We start from the raw sequence: 16,698 nt of genomic DNA, 5'->3' as shown, positions 1-16,698 counted from the left end.
ATCATGGAAGCGGAACGTCTCAACGCGATCGAAAGCTCCCTGCTCGACCTGCGCAACCGCGCGGGCGAGCTCCGGGGGTATCTTTGACTACGACGCCAAAGCAGCGCGTCTGATCGAAGTCAACAAGGAACTCGAAGACCCGAACGTCTGGAACGATTCGAAGAACGCCCAGGCACTCGGTCGCGAGAAGAAGCTGCTCGAAGGCGTCGTCACGACGCTGACGGCACTCGATAGCGACTTGCGCGACGCGCTCGACCTGTTCGAGCTGGCCCGCGAGGAAGGCGACGAGGACACGCTCGTCGCGTCGGAAGACGATGCCGCGAAGCTCGAGGCACGCGTCGGCGACATCGAGTTCCGCCGGATGTTCTCGAACCCGGCCGACCCGAACAACTGCTTCATCGACATCCAGGCCGGCGCCGGCGGCACCGAAGCGTGCGACTGGGCGTCGATGCTGCTGCGCCAGTACCTGCGCTATTGCGAACGCAAGGGCTTCAAGGCCGAGGTGCTCGAAGAGTCCGACGGCGACGTCGCCGGCATCAAGAACGCGACGGTCAAGGTCTCGGGCGAATACGCATACGGCTTCCTGCGCACCGAAACGGGCATCCACCGTCTCGTGCGCAAGTCGCCGTTCGATTCGTCGGGCGGCCGCCACACGTCGTTCTCGTCGGTGTTCGTCTATCCGGAAATCGACGACTCGATCGAAGTCGAGATCAACCCGGCCGACCTGCGCATCGACACGTACCGCGCATCGGGCGCCGGCGGCCAGCACATCAACAAGACCGACTCCGCGGTGCGGATCACGCACATGCCGACCGGCATCGTCGTGCAGTGCCAGAACGACCGCTCGCAGCACCGCAACCGCGCGGAAGCGATGGCGATGCTGAAGTCGCGCCTGTACGAAGTCGAGATGCGCAAGCGCCAGGCCGAGCAGGACAAGCTCGAATCGAGCAAGACCGATGTGGGCTGGGGCCACCAGATCCGCTCGTACGTGCTCGACCAGAGCCGCGTGAAGGACCTGCGCACGAACGTCGAAATGAGCAACACCCGTGCGGTGCTCGACGGCGATCTCGACGACTTCATCAGCGCGAGCCTCAAACAGGGCGTGTAAGCGCCGCGGCGCGCACCTGGCCAGGTCGCGCCGCCCTTCCCGTTTGCGTTGCCGCACCCACTCCGAATTCCGACCATCATGACCGAACCGACTCAAACGCAGCCCGCCGTCGCAGCGGACGAAAACCAGATCATCTCCGAGCGCCGCGAGAAGCTGCGCGCCTTGCGCGAGCAAGGCGTCGCCTACCCGAACGATTTCCGGCCGACGCACCACGCAGCCGATCTCCAGGTGAAATTCGCCGACTCGGACAAGGCCGCGCTCGAAGCGAACCCGGTCGAGGTGTCGGTTGCCGGCCGCATGATGCTCAAGCGCGTGATGGGCAAGGCGAGCTTCGCGACGGTGCAGGACGGGTCGGGCCAGATCCAGTTCTTCGTGACGCCGAACGACGTCGGCGCGGAAACCTACGACGCATTCAAGAAGTGGGACCTCGGCGACATCGTGGCCGCGCGCGGCGTGCTGTTCCGCACCAACAAGGGCGAGCTGTCGGTCCAGTGCAAGGAACTGCGCCTGCTGTCGAAGGCGCTGCGTCCGCTGCCGGACAAGTTCCACGGTCTCTCCGACCAGGAAATGCGCTACCGCCAGCGCTACGTCGACCTGATCGTCACGCCGGAAACGCGCGACACGTTCCGCGCACGCACCAAGACGATCGCGTCGATTCGCAAATTCATGGATTCGGCCGACTTCATGGAAGTCGAGACGCCGATGCTGCACCCGATCCCGGGCGGCGCGGCCGCGAAGCCGTTCGTCACGCATCACAATGCGCTCGACATGCAGATGTTCCTGCGCATCGCGCCGGAGCTGTACCTGAAGCGCCTGATCGTCGGCGGCTTCGAGCGCGTGTTCGAGATCAACCGTAATTTCCGGAATGAAGGCGTGTCGCCGCGTCACAACCCGGAATTCACGATGATGGAGTTCTACGCCGCGTACACCGACTACCGCTGGCTGATGGACTTCACCGAGCAGCTGATTCGCCAGGCGGCGATCGATGCGCTCGGCACCGCGACGATCCAGTACCAGGGCCGCGAGCTCGACCTCGCGAAGCCGTTCCATCGCCTGACGATCACGCAGGCGATCCAGAAGTACGCGCCGCAGTACACCGACGGCCAACTGTCGGACGACGCGTTCCTGCGCACCGAACTGAAGCGCTTCGGCGTCGACGTCGCGCAGCCGGCGTTCCTGAACGCGGGCATCGGCGCACTGCAGCTCGCGCTGTTCGAGGAAACGGCCGAAGCGCAGCTTTGGGAACCGACGTTCATCATCGACTACCCGGTCGAGGTGTCGCCGCTCGCACGCGCATCAGATACGGTGCCGGGCATCACCGAGCGTTTCGAGCTGTTCATGACCGGCCGCGAGATCGCGAACGGCTTCTCGGAGCTGAACGATCCGGAAGACCAGGCCGCACGCTTCAAGAAGCAGGTCGAGCAGAAGGATGCGGGCGACGAGGAAGCGATGTTCTTCGACGCCGACTACATCCGCGCGCTCGAATACGGGATGCCCCCGACCGGTGGCTGCGGGATCGGCATCGACCGTCTCGTGATGCTGCTGACCGACAGCCCGACGATCCGCGACGTGCTGCTGTTCCCCCATCTGCGCCGCGAAGACTGACGGCCGCGCCTGCGTGCGCGCCGCACCCCGTGGCGCGCACGCCTCAGCTTTGTAACGACGCGTAAATCCCGCCAGCCGGCGTCCGCCGGCTTTCGATCCTCCCCCGTTTTACTCCCTCGTCGCGACGGCCTGCCCCGGGTTTTCCCGGCAACGATCGCCGACGCCCCGCTGCAATTCGTTACACCTTGATACGGCGCGCCACTCGCCGCTCGACGACACTCCGTTTGCGTCACCACGCATGACAACGGGACCAGAACGAGGCGCCGGAACGCCGAGTCTGCTCGATCCCGAAGCGTGGGATCCGGCCCGGCGCCGACGTGCCGATCCGGATCGACATCGGAGAAAAAAATGGACAACCAGAATCAGACCACGCCGCAAAAGCAACGCCTCCACCCGCTGATCGCCACTGCAGCGGGCGCCGTCATCGTCGCCAGCCTCGCGGCGACGGCAGCGATCACGGGCGTATTCCCGAAGGCCAGCAGCAGCAACGAACAGAACGGCCAGACCCAGGCCGCGCTGATCGCGTCGCAGCCGGCCGTCGATACGGCCGCAGCCGCCAGCGCCGCACTGGCCGCGCAAGCCCGGCAGCAGGCAGCCGAACAGGCCGAGCAGCAGAAGGCGATCGCGCAGGCCGAACCGAAGCCCGCGCCGCGCCCGGCGACGACGCACCGCCGTCACACGACGGCACCGCAGCCGCCGCAGTATGCACAGCAGCAGCCGTCGGCGCCCGCCCAGGCAGCCTACTGCCAGAGCTGCGGCACGGTCGTCGCGATCACGCAGACGCGCACGCCGGGCCAGAGCTCGGGGATCGGCGCCGTTGGCGGTGCAGCGGCCGGCGGCCTGCTCGGCAACCAGTTCGGCAACGGTAACGGCCGCACCGCGATGACGATCATCGGCGCGCTGGGCGGCGGCCTCGCCGGCAATCAGGTCGAGAAGCAGGTGCGCGCGGAAACCGACTATCAGGTGCAAGTGCAGATGGAAAGCGGCGCGACGCGTACGTTCACGTACCACAACCCGCCGCCGTTCGGCCAGGGCCAGCGCGTGCGGATCGAGAACGGCACGCTGGTCGGCGCATAAGCGTCCGCTGCCCGCGTGTCGTGCGCGAGCAAGCGACCTGAAAACGAAAACGGCTCGTGAGCGATCGCTCACGAGCCGTTTTCTCATTACGAGCCGCGTGCGCCATTGCGGCGCACGCCGTGCTCAGTCTTCGTCGTCGAAATCCGATTCGTCGATCCAGTGCGCCTGGATCGCTTCGAGGATCTTCTCGCCGGAATGCTTAGGATCGTCGTCGAAGGCGTCGAGTTCGAGCACCCACTGGCGCAGGTCGACGAAATTGATCCGCTGCGGGTCGATGTCCGGGTACTTGTCCGCCAGCGCAATGGCTATTTCGCGCGAATCGGTCCATTTCATCGCCTGCCTCCGGTTTGTCAGTGATTTTCCTTCGCGTGGTTGATCGAGTACTTCGGAATCTCGACCACCAGGTCCGAATCTTCGTTCACGATCGCCTGGCACGACAGGCGCGACGTCGGCTCGAGGCCCCACGCCTTGTCCAGCAGATCGTCCTCGTCCTCCTCGGACGGCGCCAGATCGTTGAAGCCCTCGCGGATCACCACGTGGCACGTCGTGCACGCGCACGACTTCTCGCATGCGTGCTCGATCTCGATCCCATGTTCGAGCAGGTTGTCGCAGATACTCTTGCCGGGCGTCGCGTCGATCACTGCGCCATCCGGGCACAGTTCGACGTGAGGCAGCACCACCAGTTGAGGCATGTCCGTTCCGTCAGTCAGGGTGCGGCGACACGCGCCGCACGGTTCATTATCGCGCGGGCCGTCGCCGGCCGATGCGCAGTTCGTGAGTTCAGATCTCGTCGAGCCGGCGGCCCGACAGTGCGCGCTTGATGCTCTTGTCCATCCGGCGCGCCGCGAATTCGTCGGTGCCGTCGGCCAGCGTCTTGGTCGCGACTTCGATCGCGTTCGTATCGTCGCCCTGCGCGACCGCGCGCAGCGCCGCGGCGAGCGCGTCGACCTGCGTGCGCTCGTCCGCATCGAGCAGTTCGCCGTCGGCCGCCAGCGCGGCCTGCGTTGCCTCGAGCATCCGCTCGGCCTCGACCTGCGCTTCTCGCAGCGCGCGTGCACGCATGTCGATTTCGGCGGTCTTGAAGCTGTCCTCGAGCATCTTCGCGATGTCATCGTCGGCGAGACCGTACGACGGCTTCACGACGACCGACGCCTCGACGCCGGACAGTTGTTCGCGCGCGAACACCGACAGCAGGCCGTCCGCGTCGACCTGATAGGTCACGCGAATGCGCGCGGCGCCGGCCGTCATCGGCGGAATGCCGCGCAGCTCGAAGCGCGCGAGCGACCGGCAGTCGGCGACGAGCTCGCGCTCGCCCTGCACGACGTGGATCGCCATCGCGGTCTGGCCGTCCTTGAAAGTCGTGAATTCCTGCGCGCGTGCGATCGGAATCGTCGAGTTGCGCGGAATGATCTTTTCGACGAGGCCGCCCATCGTCTCGACGCCGAGCGACAGCGGAATCACGTCGAGCAGCAGCCAGTCGTCGCCGGTGCCGCGGTTGCCCGCGAGCAGGTCGGCCTGGATCGCCGCGCCGAGCGCGACGACCTGGTCCGGATCGAGGTTCACGAGCGGCGGCTGGCCGAAATATTTCGCGACCGCGTCGCGAATCACCGGCATGCGCGTCGCGCCGCCGACGAGCACGACGCCCTTGATGTCGGCCGGCGTCACCTGCGCGTCGCGCAGCGCCTTGCGGGTCGGCGTGAGCGTACGCTGCACGAGCGGCTCGACGAGCGATGCGAACGTGTCGTGCGAGATCGTCTGCACGACGTGCGCGCCGCCCGACAGCGTCACGTCGAGCGACGCCTGCGGCGCGGACGACAGCGCTTCCTTCAGCACGCGCACGCGGTCGAGCATCAGGCGCACGTCCTCGGGAGCGAGCGTCTTTGCGTCGATGCCGGCCTGCGCGAGCACGTGACCGAACAGCGCGTGATCGAAGTCGTCGCCGCCGAGTGCGGAATCGCCGCCCGCGGCCAACACTTCGAACACGCCCTTCGTCAGCTTCAGGATCGACAGGTCGAACGTGCCGCCGCCGAGGTCGTACACCGCGTAGAGACCTTCGGCCGCGTTGTCGAGGCCGTACGCAATCGCCGCGGCGGTCGGTTCGTTCAGCAGGCGCAGCACGTTGAGGCCCGCGAGGCGCGCGGCATCCTTGGTCGCCTGGCGCTGCGCTTCGTCGAAATACGCGGGCACCGTGATCACCGCGCCGACCAGATCGTCGCCGAGCGAATCTTCGGCGCGATAGCGCAGCGTCGCGAGAATCTCGGCCGACACTTCGACCGGGCTCTTCACGCCGTCGACGGTGCGGATCTGCACCATGCCCGGCGCATCGACGAATTCGTACGGCGCGTTCGCCGCGCCTTCGACCTCGGCCTTGCCGCGGCCCATGAAGCGCTTGACCGACACGATCGTGTTGCGCGGATCGGTCGCGGCCAGCTCTTTCGCTTCGTGGCCGATGCGGCGGCCGCCCTTCTCGAGGTAACGGACCACCGACGGCAGCAGCACGCGGCCCGCTTCGTCCGGCAGTACTTCGGCCACGCTGTTGCGCACGGCCGCGACGAGCGAGTTCGTCGTGCCGAGATCGATCCCGACGGCGAGTCGCCGCTGGTGCGGCGCCGGCGCCATGCCCGGCTCGGAAATTTGCAGTAAAGCCATCTTGGTTCGTTCGGGCGCTCGGCCCGTTTGCTGCGCATGCCGCAAGGCACGCGGTTAAGTTTCGAGGCGCTCGATCTGTACGCCCACTTCCGACGCGACCCGTTCGATGAACATCAGCTGGCGCACGGCCTCGGCGGCCGCCTGATCGGCGCCGCTGTCGAGCAGCGTGCCGAGGCGCTCGACGCGCACGCGCTTCTCGTCGCGCAACTCCGCGAGCAGCGTGTCGAGTGCGTCGACGTTGCGGGCAGCCGCGGCATCCTCGATGCCCTCGCGCCACTCCATCTGCTGCATCAGGAACGCCGGCTCCATCGCGGTGTTGTTTTCAGCGCCGATATCGACGCCGCGCAGCGACAGCAGATAGGACGCGCGTTTCAGCGGATCGCGTAGCGTGCGGTACGCCTCGTTCGCGCGGGTTGCCCATTGCATCGCGATGCGCTTCTGCGCGTCGCCGGCCGCCGCGAAGCGGTCCGGATGCACCTGCGTCTGCACCGTCCGATAGGCGGCATCGAGAGTCGCCTCGTCGAGCGCGAATTGCGCCGGCAGGTGAAACAGGTCGAAGTGGCTGTCTTTCAGCGAGACCATCGTCGCGTTCAATTCCGGTTCGTCGCGCGGCAAACGCCGCACATTAAAAAGGCGGCACGTGCCGCCTCTTGCCCGCATTGCGCGGAGATCCGCGTCACACGCGGAACGATTCGCCGCAGCCGCACTCGTCCTTCACGTTCGGGTTGTTGAACTTGAACCCTTCGTTCAGGCCTTCGCGGGCGAAGTCGAGTTCGGTGCCGTCGATATACGCGAGGCTCTTCGGATCGACGACGACCTTCACGCCATGGCTCTCGAACACCTGATCCTCGGGAGCCAGCTCGTCGACATACTCGAGCTTGTACGCGAGCCCCGAGCACCCGGTCGTGCGAACGCCAAGCCGCAGGCCAACACCCTTGCCGCGACGGACGAGGTATTTCTGGACGTGCTGTGCTGCTTTTTCGGTCAGTGTAATTGCCATGATGTCCTTGCCGCGACGCGCCACCGGGGCCCGCCGCGTTCCTTCTGAACCCAACCCGCTCGATGCCGCTCAGGCCGCTGCCTGATCGCCTTCCTTCGTGTCGTGGCGCTTCTTGTAGTCGGCCACAGCTGCCTTGATCGCGTCTTCCGCGAGGATCGAGCAGTGAATCTTCACCGGCGGCAGCGCGAGCTCTTCGGCGATCTGCGTATTCTTGATCGACAGCGCCTCGTCGAGCGTCTTGCCCTTCACCCATTCGGTCACGAGCGAGCTCGACGCGATCGCTGAACCGCAACCGTAGGTCTTGAACTTCGCGTCTTCGATCACGCCGTCCGCGCCGACGCGGATCTGCAGCTTCATCACGTCGCCGCAGGCCGGCGCGCCGACCATGCCCGTGCCGACCGTGTCGTCGTCCTTCGCGAACGAACCGACGTTGCGCGGGTTTTCGTAGTGATCCAGAACCTTGTTGCTGTAAGACATGACTCAGACTCCTTGACTCGTTACGTCTGCGTGCGCCAATCCGCCCGCGGGTGCATTCAATGCGGTGTTCAGTGTGCGGCCCATTCGATCGTCGACAGATCGATGCCTTCCTGGTGCATTTCCCAGAGCGGCGACAGTTCGCGCAGCTTCGCGATCTTGCTGTTCAGCAGATTGATCACGAAGTCGACTTCCTGCTCCGTCGTGAAGCGGCCGACCGTGAAGCGGATCGAGCTGTGTGCCAGTTCATCGTTGCGGCCGAGCGCACGCAGCACGTACGACGGCTCCAGCGACGCCGACGTGCAAGCGGAGCCCGACGACACCGCGACGTCCTTGATCGCCATGATCAGCGACTCGCCTTCGACGAAGTTGAAACTGATGTTGAGGTTGTGCGGGACACGGTGCTCCATGTCGCCGTTCACGTACGTTTCCTCGATTTGCGACAGGCCGCGCAGCAGCTTGTCGCGCAGCATGCGGACGCGCTCGTTCTCGGTCGCCATTTCTTCGCGCGCGATGCGGAACGCTTCGCCCATGCCGACGATCTGGTGCGTCGCCAGCGTGCCCGAACGCATCCCGCGCTCGTGGCCGCCGCCGTGCATCTGCGCCTCGATGCGCACGCGCGGCTTGCGGCGCACGTACAGCGCGCCGATGCCCTTCGGACCGTAGGTCTTGTGCGCCGAGAACGACATCAGGTCGACCTTCAGCTTCGCGAGGTCGATCCCGACCTTGCCGGTCGACTGCGCGGCGTCGACGTGGAAGATGATGCCCTTCTCGCGGCAGATCTCGCCGATCGTCTCGATGTCCTGGATCACGCCGATCTCGTTGTTCACGTGCATCACCGACACGAGGATCGTGTCGGGGCGCAGCGCGGCCTTGAACACGTCGAGGTCGAGCAGGCCGTCATCCTTCACGTCGAGGTAGGTGACTTCGAAACCGTCGCGCTCGAGCTCGCGGCACGTATCGAGCACGGCCTTGTGCTCGGTCTTCACCGTGATGATGTGCTTGCCCTTGCCCTTGTAGAAGTTCGCGGCACCCTTGATTGCGAGGTTGTCCGATTCCGTCGCGCCGGACGTCCAGATGATCTCGCGCGGATCCGCGTTCACAAGTGCTGCCACCTGCTCGCGCGCTTCCTCGACTGCACGCTCCGCGTCCCAGCCGTAAGCGTGGCTGCGCGACGCCGGGTTGCCGAACTGCTCGCGCAGGTACGGCACCATCTTGTCGACCACGCGCGGATCGACGGGCGTCGTCGCGCTGTAATCCATATAGATGGGCAGGTGGAGAGTCTCTTGGGTCATCTGTCGCTCCGGGTATTCTGTGCAGGGACTATGTGCGTTATGGGGTATGGCGGGCGCCTTCGCGCTCACGAACTCGCGATGTTGAACACCGAATTGGGGCCGAGCGGCATCGTGCGCACGGGCTCGGCCGGCGCGGCGACGGGCTCCGGCGTGCGCCGGTCGCGCAGCACCGCGGGTGCGCCCTCGCGTGCGCGCTGCTGATCGACGAGATCCTGCAGCGACACCGAATCGAGGTATTCGACCATCTTCTGGTTCAGGGTCGACCACAGCTCGTGCGTCATGCAATGGCCGTCGGGCTGCTTCGAGCCGTCGCACGTGCCCTTGCCGCCGCACTGCGTGGCGTCGAGCGGTTCATCGACCGCGATGATGATGTCGGCAACGGTGACATCCTGCGCGCGGCGCGCGAGGTTGTAGCCGCCGCCCGGGCCGCGCACGGATTCGACGATTTCATGCCTGCGCAGCTTGCCGAACAGCTGTTCGAGATACGAGAGCGAAATCCGCTGGCGCTGGCTGATGCCTGCAAGCGTCACCGGGCCCTGCTCCTGGCGCAGTGCCAAGTCAATCATCGCCGTGACGGCGAAACGGCCTTTGGTGGTGAGTCTCATGGTGTCTAGGGGACTGCAATCTTGACGATTTTGGTCAAGTATAAATATTTGACAGATTTAGTCAAGTATCCATGCCTTTGATAGGGTATTCGCAGATCGCTGAATACCGCGATCAGCGCTCCGTGCGGGCCCGAAGCGCCTCCAGCAGGCCCGCGCACGCGCGTTCGACCTGATCGAGCACCTGTTCGAAGCCCTGCGCGCCGCCGAAATAAGGATCGGCCACTTCGGTTTCGGTCGTACCCGGCGCGAATTCCATCAGCAGGCGCACCTTGCCGCGATGCTGCGGCGGGCAGCGGCGGTGCAGTTCCGCGAGATTCGCTTCGTCCATCGCCAGCAGCAGGTCGAAACGCTCGAAATCCGCCGCACTCACCTGCCGCGCGCGCAGTGCCGACAGGTCGTAACCGCGGCTGCGCGCGGCTGCCTGCGCACGCGTATCGGGCGGCTCACCCACATGCCAGTCGCCGGTGCCGGCCGAATCGATCGCGATCCGGTCCGCCAGTGCGGCTGCGTCGACCTGGTGGCGCATCACGCCTTCCGCGGTGGGCGAGCGGCAGATGTTGCCGAGGCAGACGAAACAGATCGCAACGCGGGTCATCGCACTATCGGAAAGCCGCGGCGGACCGCGTGGGAGAAGAACGCGCCATTATACAAAGGCGCCCGAAATCGCGCCGCCGCGCAAAGCGACGGCGCCCAGCATTACAGCGCCTTCGGCGCGGCAAGCACAACATCGCCGGATGCCGCCGGCAGCGGCTCCGCCGCGTCGCCGACCAGCCCGAACGACACCGCGCGCGCCAACTCGGCAGACGCCTGGTGAACCGCGAGCGGGCCGCGCGACGGCGCATCGGCCATTGCGTGCAGCCAGGCAGCCGCAGCCAGCGGGACCACGATTGCCAGCGGCCAGTACATCGATATTGTCTTTTTCATGATGCGACCTCCTTGACCTCGTTCCCCGAAACCCAATTCCGGGGACTACAGACGAGATTCTATAGACCGCATCTATCGAGATAAATATACAAATAGCGAACGCACTGTTGTCGCCGGATGAACAGTGCTCAGCCGAGGTGGCTCTGCGATGCCGCGTACAGTTCGCGGAACGTGCGCCCGGTCGGCGTCGGCATGTCGCGCGTGTCCATCCAGCCACCCATCATCGGCAGGCGCCGCAGCGTGCCGCCGTTGCCGCCCAGCCGCTCGAGGACACGCACCGCGAGCTTGGTCGTCAGCGCGTACAGCGTCGGCCGCCGAGCGACGAAGCCCCAGGCGGCAAGCGCGGCCCGCTCGCGCCACGGCCGCAGGTGCCGCTCGACCTGCTTCTCGCGCAGCGTGCGCAACAGATGCGACAACGGAATCCCGACCGGGCACACGCTGTCGCATTCGCCGCACAGCGTCGCGGCCTGCGGCAGGTCGAGCGTGCGCTCGAGCCCGACGTAGCTCGGGGTCAGCACCGACCCCATCGGCCCCGGGTAGACCCAGCCGTACGCATGGCCGCCGACCTTCTGGTAAACCGGGCAGTGGTTCATGCACGCGCCGCAGCGGATGCAGCGCAGCATCTCCTGGAACTCGCCGCCGATCAGGCCCGTGCGGCCGCCATCGACGAGCACCACATAGTTGTGCTCGGGGCCGTCCTCGTCGCCCGGCCCGCGCGGCCCGGTCAGCAGCGAGAAATAGTTCGACGTCTTCTGCCCCGTCGCGGAGCGCGGCAACAGGCGCATCGCGGTCGCCAGATCCTCGAGTGTCGGCAGCACCTTCTCGATGCCCGTTACCGCGACATGCACGCGCGGCATCACCGTGCACATCCCTTCGTTCCCTTCGTTCGTCACGATCGCGACCGAACCCGTCTCGGCAATCACGAAGTTGCCGCCCGTCACGCCCATGTCGGCCGACATGAAATGCGGGCGCAGCACCTCGCGCGCCTCGCGCGTCATGTCCGGGATCTCGGTGAGCCGCTCGCGGTGGTGCGTGCGCGCGAACAGGTCGGCAATCTCTTCCTTGTCCTTGTGCACCACGGGCGCAATGATGTGGCTAGGCGGCTCGTTGTCGTTGATCTGCAGGATGTATTCGCCGAGATCCGTCTCGATCGACTGCACACCCATCTCCGCGAGCACCGCGTTCAGGCGCATTTCCTCGGACACCATCGACTTGGTCTTGATGACCTTCTTCACGTCATGCCGGCGCGCGATGTCGGCCACGAGCCGCGCGGCATCCGCGGTCGTTTCGGCAAACAGCACCGTCGTGCCGCGCCGCGTCGCCTCGCGCTCGAATGCCTCGAGCCACACGTCGAGGTTCTCCAGCGCGCGGTTGCGGCGCGCCTTGAGCGCGGCACGCGTGGCCGGGAAGTCGATCGCGGTCATCGCGTCGGCGCGCGCGGACACGAACTTCGTCGACAGCTTCTTCAGGTTCTGCTGCAGGCGCTGGTCAGCCAACTTCTGGCCGGCGCGCGCCTTGAAATGCATCGATTGGACTTGCATCGCGGTATCGGGGGAAAAGTGAGCGGAACCGGGCGTCAGACGTCGCCCGCCAGCACCTGCGCGACGTGCAGCACGCGCGTGTCGCGGTCGCCGGTGCGGCGCAACCGCCCTTCGATGTTCAGCATGCAGCCGAGATCGCCGAGCACGACGGCGCCCGCGCCCGACGCACGCACATTCGCACACTTCTCGTCCGCGATGGCCGCCGAAATATCGCCGTACTTGACCGCGAACGTGCCGCCGAAGCCGCAGCAGTGCTCGCAGTCCTTCATCTCGGTGACCGCGATGCCGCGCTGCGCGAGCAGCGCGCGCGGCTGCGCCTTCACGCCGAGCTCGCGCAGGCCCGAGCACGAGTCGTGATAGGTGACGGGCCCGGTGAATTCACCCGGCTCGAGCGAGACCTTGGCGACGTTCGCGAGGAAATCGGTCAGTTCGTAGACTTTCTGCTGGAGCCGCGCGTAGCGCCCCATCAGTTCGGGGTCGTCGCGGAACAGGTCGCCATAGTGCGTGCGTATCATCCCGCCGCACGAACCCGACGGCGCGACGACGTAATCGAACTGCTCGAACTCGCGCAGCGTCTTTTCCGCGAGATCGCGCGCCAGCGCGCGGTCGCCGGAGTTGTAGGCCGGCTGGCCGCAGCAGGTCTGCGCGGGCGGCACGATCACCTCGTAGCCGGCGTCGCGAATCAGCTTGAGCGCCGAGAACCCGATTTCGGGGCGCATCAGATCGACCAGGCAGGTCACGAACAAACCGACTCGCATACGTGCTCCTTCGAGAAAACGGCTCTCATTATCCGCCGTTTGGCCGGCAAGACCAACGCCGGCTCGCGCGCAAGCCCGCGCTGCGCGAAACGAGGACTTCCTCGAACGGCGTTCGCTTTTTTCACAATACGAGATACAATCGGCCCAACTCCGCTTGACGCGTCAACCGATTTCTCCCCCGACATGAGCCAACCCACCCCGGATTCAAAAACGTCGATCCAGGTGATCGAACGCATGATGCGGCTGCTGGACGCGCTCGCCGCGCACAGCGACCCCGTCAGCCTGAAGGAGCTTGCGCAGCGCACGGAGCTGCATCCGTCGACCGCACACCGCATCCTCAACGACATGGTGACCTGCCGTCTCGTCGACCGCTCCGATCCCGGCACGTACCGCCTCGGCATGCGGCTGCTCGAGCTCGGCAATCTCGTGAAGGCGCGCCTGTCGGTACGCGACGCGGCGCTGATGCCGATGCGCGAGCTGCACCGCCTCACCGGGCAGACCGTGAACCTGTCGGTGCGCCAGGGCGACGAGATCGTCTATATCGAGCGCGCGTATTCGGAGCGATCCGGGATGCAGGTCGTCCGTGCAATCGGCGGACGCGCGCCGCTGCACCTCACGTCGGTCGGCAAGCTGTTCCTCGCGGCCGACGAAACGTCGCGCGTGCGCGCCTATGCGACGCGTACGGGGCTGTCCGGCCATACGCAGAACAGCATCACCGATATCGCGAAGCTCGAGCGCGAGCTGACGATCGTCCGCCAGCAATCGTGTGCACGCGACAACGAGGAGCTGGAGCTCGGCGTGCGCTGTATCGCGGCCGGCATCTACGACGATTCGGGCAAGCTCGTCGCGGGCCTGTCGCTGTCGGCACCGGCCGATCGACTGCAGGATGCGTGGCTCGGACAGTTGAGCCGCACGGCGCTCACCATCTCGGAATCGCTCGGCTACCGGCCGGCGCCCGCGAAAGATGCGGACGGGCTGCAGCGGCAGGCGTAAGCCGCCTTCACCGCCCCGATTCTCTCCAACGAAAAACCCCGCGATTGCGGGGTTTTTTCTTGCAGCCAATCGGCGCGGCGGTGGACCGCCGCAGGCGATCAGGTGCCGCCGTTCGGCGTGTTGGCCGCCGTCAGGCGCTCGCCGCCGCCGGCATCGAGCCAGTTGCGCAGGCGTGCCGCGTCGGCGAAGCGCGAATACTTGCCGAACGAATCGAGCAGCACCATCACCATCGGCCGGCCGTGGATCGTTGCCTGCATCACGAGGCACTCGCCCGCTTCGTTGATGAAACCCGTCTTCTGCAGGCCGATGTCCCACGAGCCGTTGCCGCGGATCAGCGCGTTCGTGCTGTTGTAGACCAGATTGCGCTTGCCCGTGTACACCTCGTACGAGCGATCGGTCGAGAACTGGCGAATCATCTGATACTGGTACGCGGCATTGACCATCTTCACGAGGTCGCGCGCGCTCGACACGTTCGAGCTCGACAGGCCAGTCGAATTCTCGAAGTGCGTGTCGGTCATGCCGAGCGACTTCGCCTTTGCGTTCATCGCGGCGATGAACGCCGGACGGCCGCCCGGGTAATAACGCGACAGCGCGGCGGCCGCGCGGTTTTCCGACGCCATCAGCGCGATATGCAGCATGTCCTCGCGCGACAGCACCGAGCCGACCGACAGGCGCGAGCCCGTGCCCTTCTCGTAGTCGCGGTCTTCGTCGGTGACTTCGATCTGGTCGGCCATCGGCGACTTCGAGTCGAGCACGACCATCGCCGTCATCAGCTTCGAGATCGACGCGATCGGCACGACGGCGTGCGAATTCTTGTCGAACAGCGGCTCGCCGGAATTCTGGTCGACGACGTACGCGACGCTCGAACGCAGCGCGAGCGCATCCGGCGTGTCGTGCAGGCCGAACGCCTGGCCGACCGTCGGCCGGCGCGGCTGGAACGCGACCTGGCGCATCGCGCCGCGGTGGCCGCCGCGCACGCCCGCCGCGAGCGTCATGCGCTTGCGCGACGCTTTCGCGCGCGGCGCATCGGCCGCGGCGACCTTGGCGGATTGGCTGGATGCTGCCTTGACCGACTTCTTCTTCGCGGACGAAGCAGGAGCGGCGGCCTTTTTCTTGGCGGCTTGTTGGGTCTGCGCAGTGGCGGCAAAGGCGTCAGCGGGCGCGACGGACGCGGTGGTCGCCAACAAGGCGACAGCGACCGACACAGCCGTGCCGAGCGTCATGCTCTGCAACAATCTGCGCGGTGAAAACGATTCGGCTTTCATTGGGGTCTGGACAAAGCGGCGGGAGGTTTCCGCAAGTGTAGTTAAAGCTTAAAAAAAGAGCAATATTAGGCACTTACCGATCGTCGTTAAACCGGAATGTAAGGGTCGGCCAACCTCAGGCCAATCGACCCTCCCGCCCCCATCGAAAAAAATCATGGGGAGCACTGCCCGACAGCGCCCGTCTCCCGATTACCACACGGTTAATTGAGATAACGTCACTTTCGGGGCAATTTAAAGCGGGGAAACTACGTATCCGGCGCTCGGTGCGCCAGGTGCGCCGGTCACGACCATGGCGGCGGCACGTCGCCACGGCACGCACATCGAAACGGCGCGTTTTCGACAGGAACAGGAGCATAACGTTCCACAGGCCTGTCAGGTTTACCTGTGCTTGATCATGGTGCGCCGCGTCTGCCCCGCGGCCGTGCGCACCATTTGGGAACGCGCGTGAAACCGATTCCGAACGGCCGCGATAACTCGTTGTTTTATCGATAATTTGCCGCGATTGTGCAATGCACAAAAAATACTTGACAACGGTTTTCTCTGCCCTAAAATACGTTTCATTGCTGCGTTGCACAAAGCACGCACATCCGAGGTTCCCCAGCGTAGTGCCCTTTACCCTGCGATCGACGCGATCGCTTTTCAGGAGCTTGACATGTCCTTGCTGACCCCCGAGCAAATCGCCGCCGCACAGAAAGCCAACCTCGAAAGCCTGTTCGGTCTGACGACCAAGGCGTTCGAAGGCGTCGAAAAGCTGATCGAACTGAACCTGCAGGTCGTGAAGTCGACGCTGACCGAGGGCCAGGAAAACGCACAGCGCCTGCTGTCGGTGAAGGACGCTCAGGAACTGATCGCCCTGCAGGCAAGCCTGTCGCAGCCGGTCGCGGAAAAGGTGCTGTCGTACGGCCGTCACCTGTACGAAATCGCATCGTCGACGCAAGCCGAGTTCGCGAAGGTCGCTGAAGCGCAATTCGAAGAGCAGAACAAGAAGGTCCAGGCACTCGTCGACAACGTCGCGAAGAACGCCCCGGCCGGTTCGGAAACGGCTGTCGCCGCGCTGAAGTCGGCACTGAACGCTGCAAACACCACGTACGAAACGGTTCAGAAGGCAACGAAGCAAGCCGTCGAGATCGCCGAAACGAACTTCAACGCCGCTGCTGCCGTCGCAACGAAGGCTGCCACCGCCGCTGCTGCGCGTCGTTCGAGCAAGCCGGCCGCGTAAGCGTCCCCTGCTCCTGAAAGAGCCGCGCCCAGCGCGGCTTTTTCGTTTCCGGCGCCGGAAACTGCGTGAACCGGCCGCCGCTCGCTACGCTGGAACAGCCGTTTGATCGCCGCGCCGGCCGCGCGCAAAAGAAAACGCCGCCGCCCGGATTGCCCGGGCGGCGGCGTTTTTCACGGCCGGCGCAT

The 16,698-nt window shown here is 65.5% G+C and carries 18 protein-coding genes; 5 read left to right on the top strand and 13 right to left on the bottom strand.

Annotated elements, in window-relative coordinates; all coding sequences use genetic code 11:
* Positions 1 to 3: 3 nt before the first annotated feature.
* The 3 genes from prfB to OEJ37_RS19220 all read left to right on the top strand — a co-directional run bounded on the left by prfB (position 4) and on the right by OEJ37_RS19220 (position 3,790).
* A protein-coding gene (gene prfB / locus OEJ37_RS19230) for a peptide chain release factor 2 (RefSeq protein WP_110281339.1) occupies positions 4 to 1,108 on the top strand; the annotation gives its coding sequence in 2 pieces (ribosomal slippage) (positions 4 to 84 and positions 86 to 1,108; 1,104 coding nt in all).
* Between the two features lie 78 nt (positions 1,109 to 1,186).
* On the top strand, positions 1,187 to 2,713 hold the full coding sequence (gene lysS, locus OEJ37_RS19225; protein WP_152857014.1) for a lysine--tRNA ligase: 1,527 nt from the start codon (positions 1,187 to 1,189) through the stop codon (positions 2,711 to 2,713).
* Between the two features lie 348 nt (positions 2,714 to 3,061).
* Complete coding sequence (locus OEJ37_RS19220) at positions 3,062 to 3,790, top strand: glycine zipper 2TM domain-containing protein (protein WP_174420595.1); 729 nt, start codon at positions 3,062 to 3,064, stop codon at positions 3,788 to 3,790.
* 123 nt (positions 3,791 to 3,913) lie between these two features.
* Here OEJ37_RS19220 and iscX read toward each other — a convergent pair whose 3' ends face one another.
* From iscX to OEJ37_RS19160, 12 genes are all read right to left on the bottom strand, one after another.
* Complete coding sequence (iscX, locus tag OEJ37_RS19215; RefSeq protein ID WP_174420594.1) at positions 3,914 to 4,123, bottom strand: Fe-S cluster assembly protein IscX; 210 nt, start codon at positions 4,121 to 4,123, stop codon at positions 3,914 to 3,916.
* Positions 4,124 to 4,140: 17 nt separating this feature from the next.
* Positions 4,141 to 4,482 carry an ISC system 2Fe-2S type ferredoxin gene (gene fdx / locus OEJ37_RS19210; protein ID WP_174420593.1) on the bottom strand — a complete coding sequence of 114 codons (342 nt, stop codon included), beginning with the start codon at positions 4,480 to 4,482 and terminating at the stop codon, positions 4,141 to 4,143.
* 88 nt (positions 4,483 to 4,570) lie between these two features.
* On the bottom strand, positions 4,571 to 6,439 hold the full coding sequence (hscA, locus tag OEJ37_RS19205) for a Fe-S protein assembly chaperone HscA (RefSeq protein WP_263345122.1): 1,869 nt from the start codon (positions 6,437 to 6,439) through the stop codon (positions 4,571 to 4,573).
* Between the two features lie 54 nt (positions 6,440 to 6,493).
* Entirely contained in the window at positions 6,494 to 7,021 is a 528-nt protein-coding gene (gene hscB, locus OEJ37_RS19200) for a Fe-S protein assembly co-chaperone HscB (RefSeq protein WP_174420615.1), read from the bottom strand.
* 94 nt (positions 7,022 to 7,115) lie between these two features.
* Positions 7,116 to 7,439, bottom strand: coding sequence for an iron-sulfur cluster assembly protein IscA (gene iscA, locus OEJ37_RS19195; protein WP_011885413.1), 324 nt, complete (start codon positions 7,437 to 7,439; stop codon positions 7,116 to 7,118).
* 69 nt (positions 7,440 to 7,508) lie between these two features.
* Positions 7,509 to 7,916, bottom strand: a complete 408-nt coding sequence (gene iscU, locus OEJ37_RS19190; RefSeq protein ID WP_006481982.1) for a Fe-S cluster assembly scaffold IscU — start codon at positions 7,914 to 7,916, stop codon at positions 7,509 to 7,511.
* Positions 7,917 to 7,984: 68 nt separating this feature from the next.
* On the bottom strand, positions 7,985 to 9,208 hold the full coding sequence (locus OEJ37_RS19185) for an IscS subfamily cysteine desulfurase (RefSeq protein WP_152857010.1): 1,224 nt from the start codon (positions 9,206 to 9,208) through the stop codon (positions 7,985 to 7,987).
* A 65-nt stretch (positions 9,209 to 9,273) separates the two neighbouring features.
* Entirely contained in the window at positions 9,274 to 9,813 is a 540-nt protein-coding gene (gene iscR, locus OEJ37_RS19180) for a Fe-S cluster assembly transcriptional regulator IscR (RefSeq protein ID WP_009691731.1), read from the bottom strand.
* A 112-nt stretch (positions 9,814 to 9,925) separates the two neighbouring features.
* Positions 9,926 to 10,408, bottom strand: coding sequence for a low molecular weight protein-tyrosine-phosphatase (locus OEJ37_RS19175; RefSeq protein WP_174420591.1), 483 nt, complete (start codon positions 10,406 to 10,408; stop codon positions 9,926 to 9,928).
* A 101-nt stretch (positions 10,409 to 10,509) separates the two neighbouring features.
* Positions 10,510 to 10,737, bottom strand: coding sequence for a hypothetical protein (locus OEJ37_RS19170; protein ID WP_174420590.1), 228 nt, complete (start codon positions 10,735 to 10,737; stop codon positions 10,510 to 10,512).
* Between the two features lie 128 nt (positions 10,738 to 10,865).
* Entirely contained in the window at positions 10,866 to 12,278 is a 1,413-nt protein-coding gene (locus OEJ37_RS19165; RefSeq protein WP_152857007.1) for a lactate utilization protein B, read from the bottom strand.
* A 35-nt stretch (positions 12,279 to 12,313) separates the two neighbouring features.
* Positions 12,314 to 13,036, bottom strand: a complete 723-nt coding sequence (locus OEJ37_RS19160; RefSeq protein WP_174420589.1) for a (Fe-S)-binding protein — start codon at positions 13,034 to 13,036, stop codon at positions 12,314 to 12,316.
* Positions 13,037 to 13,219: 183 nt separating this feature from the next.
* Between OEJ37_RS19160 and OEJ37_RS19155 the strand changes: the two genes are divergently transcribed.
* Entirely contained in the window at positions 13,220 to 14,029 is an 810-nt protein-coding gene (locus OEJ37_RS19155) for an IclR family transcriptional regulator (protein WP_034183553.1), read from the top strand.
* Positions 14,030 to 14,127: 98 nt separating this feature from the next.
* On the opposite strand, the gene pbpG is transcribed toward OEJ37_RS19155, so the two are convergent.
* On the bottom strand, positions 14,128 to 15,294 hold the full coding sequence (gene pbpG / locus OEJ37_RS19150; RefSeq protein ID WP_174420588.1) for a D-alanyl-D-alanine endopeptidase: 1,167 nt from the start codon (positions 15,292 to 15,294) through the stop codon (positions 14,128 to 14,130).
* A 652-nt stretch (positions 15,295 to 15,946) separates the two neighbouring features.
* Between pbpG and OEJ37_RS19145 the strand changes: the two genes are divergently transcribed.
* Positions 15,947 to 16,513: a phasin family protein gene (locus tag OEJ37_RS19145; protein WP_152857003.1), complete on the top strand. Its 567-nt coding sequence runs from the start codon at positions 15,947 to 15,949 to the stop codon at positions 16,511 to 16,513.
* Positions 16,514 to 16,698: the final 185 nt, after the last annotated feature.

The organism is Burkholderia sp. BKH01, from assembly GCF_025685725.1.
GTDB lineage: Bacteria > Pseudomonadota > Gammaproteobacteria > Burkholderiales > Burkholderiaceae > Burkholderia > Burkholderia pyrrocinia_C.
Note: the sequence above shows the minus strand (reverse complement) of the source record. Positions and strands in the feature narration are given on the sequence as shown.

Excerpts from the sequence above, each read along its gene's own strand:
- lysS (WP_152857014.1), top strand. The coding sequence starts at position 1,187 with ATGACCGAACCGACTCAAACGCAGCCCGCCGTCGCAGCGGACGAAAAC.
- OEJ37_RS19220 (WP_174420595.1), top strand. The coding sequence starts at position 3,062 with ATGGACAACCAGAATCAGACCACGCCGCAAAAGCAACGCCTCCACCCG.
- iscX (WP_174420594.1), bottom strand. The coding sequence starts at position 4,123 with ATGAAATGGACCGATTCGCGCGAAATAGCCATTGCGCTGGCGGACAAG.
- fdx (WP_174420593.1), bottom strand. The coding sequence starts at position 4,482 with ATGCCTCAACTGGTGGTGCTGCCTCACGTCGAACTGTGCCCGGATGGC.
- hscA (WP_263345122.1), bottom strand. The coding sequence starts at position 6,439 with ATGGCTTTACTGCAAATTTCCGAGCCGGGCATGGCGCCGGCGCCGCAC.
- hscB (WP_174420615.1), bottom strand. The coding sequence starts at position 7,021 with ATGGTCTCGCTGAAAGACAGCCACTTCGACCTGTTTCACCTGCCGGCG.
- iscA (WP_011885413.1), bottom strand. The coding sequence starts at position 7,439 with ATGGCAATTACACTGACCGAAAAAGCAGCACAGCACGTCCAGAAATAC.
- iscU (WP_006481982.1), bottom strand. The coding sequence starts at position 7,916 with ATGTCTTACAGCAACAAGGTTCTGGATCACTACGAAAACCCGCGCAAC.
- OEJ37_RS19185 (WP_152857010.1), bottom strand. The coding sequence starts at position 9,208 with ATGACCCAAGAGACTCTCCACCTGCCCATCTATATGGATTACAGCGCG.
- iscR (WP_009691731.1), bottom strand. The coding sequence starts at position 9,813 with ATGAGACTCACCACCAAAGGCCGTTTCGCCGTCACGGCGATGATTGAC.
- OEJ37_RS19175 (WP_174420591.1), bottom strand. The coding sequence starts at position 10,408 with ATGACCCGCGTTGCGATCTGTTTCGTCTGCCTCGGCAACATCTGCCGC.
- OEJ37_RS19170 (WP_174420590.1), bottom strand. The coding sequence starts at position 10,737 with ATGAAAAAGACAATATCGATGTACTGGCCGCTGGCAATCGTGGTCCCG.
- OEJ37_RS19165 (WP_152857007.1), bottom strand. The coding sequence starts at position 12,278 with ATGCAAGTCCAATCGATGCATTTCAAGGCGCGCGCCGGCCAGAAGTTG.
- OEJ37_RS19160 (WP_174420589.1), bottom strand. The coding sequence starts at position 13,036 with ATGCGAGTCGGTTTGTTCGTGACCTGCCTGGTCGATCTGATGCGCCCC.
- OEJ37_RS19155 (WP_034183553.1), top strand. The coding sequence starts at position 13,220 with ATGAGCCAACCCACCCCGGATTCAAAAACGTCGATCCAGGTGATCGAA.
- pbpG (WP_174420588.1), bottom strand. The coding sequence starts at position 15,294 with ATGAAAGCCGAATCGTTTTCACCGCGCAGATTGTTGCAGAGCATGACG.
- OEJ37_RS19145 (WP_152857003.1), top strand. The coding sequence starts at position 15,947 with ATGTCCTTGCTGACCCCCGAGCAAATCGCCGCCGCACAGAAAGCCAAC.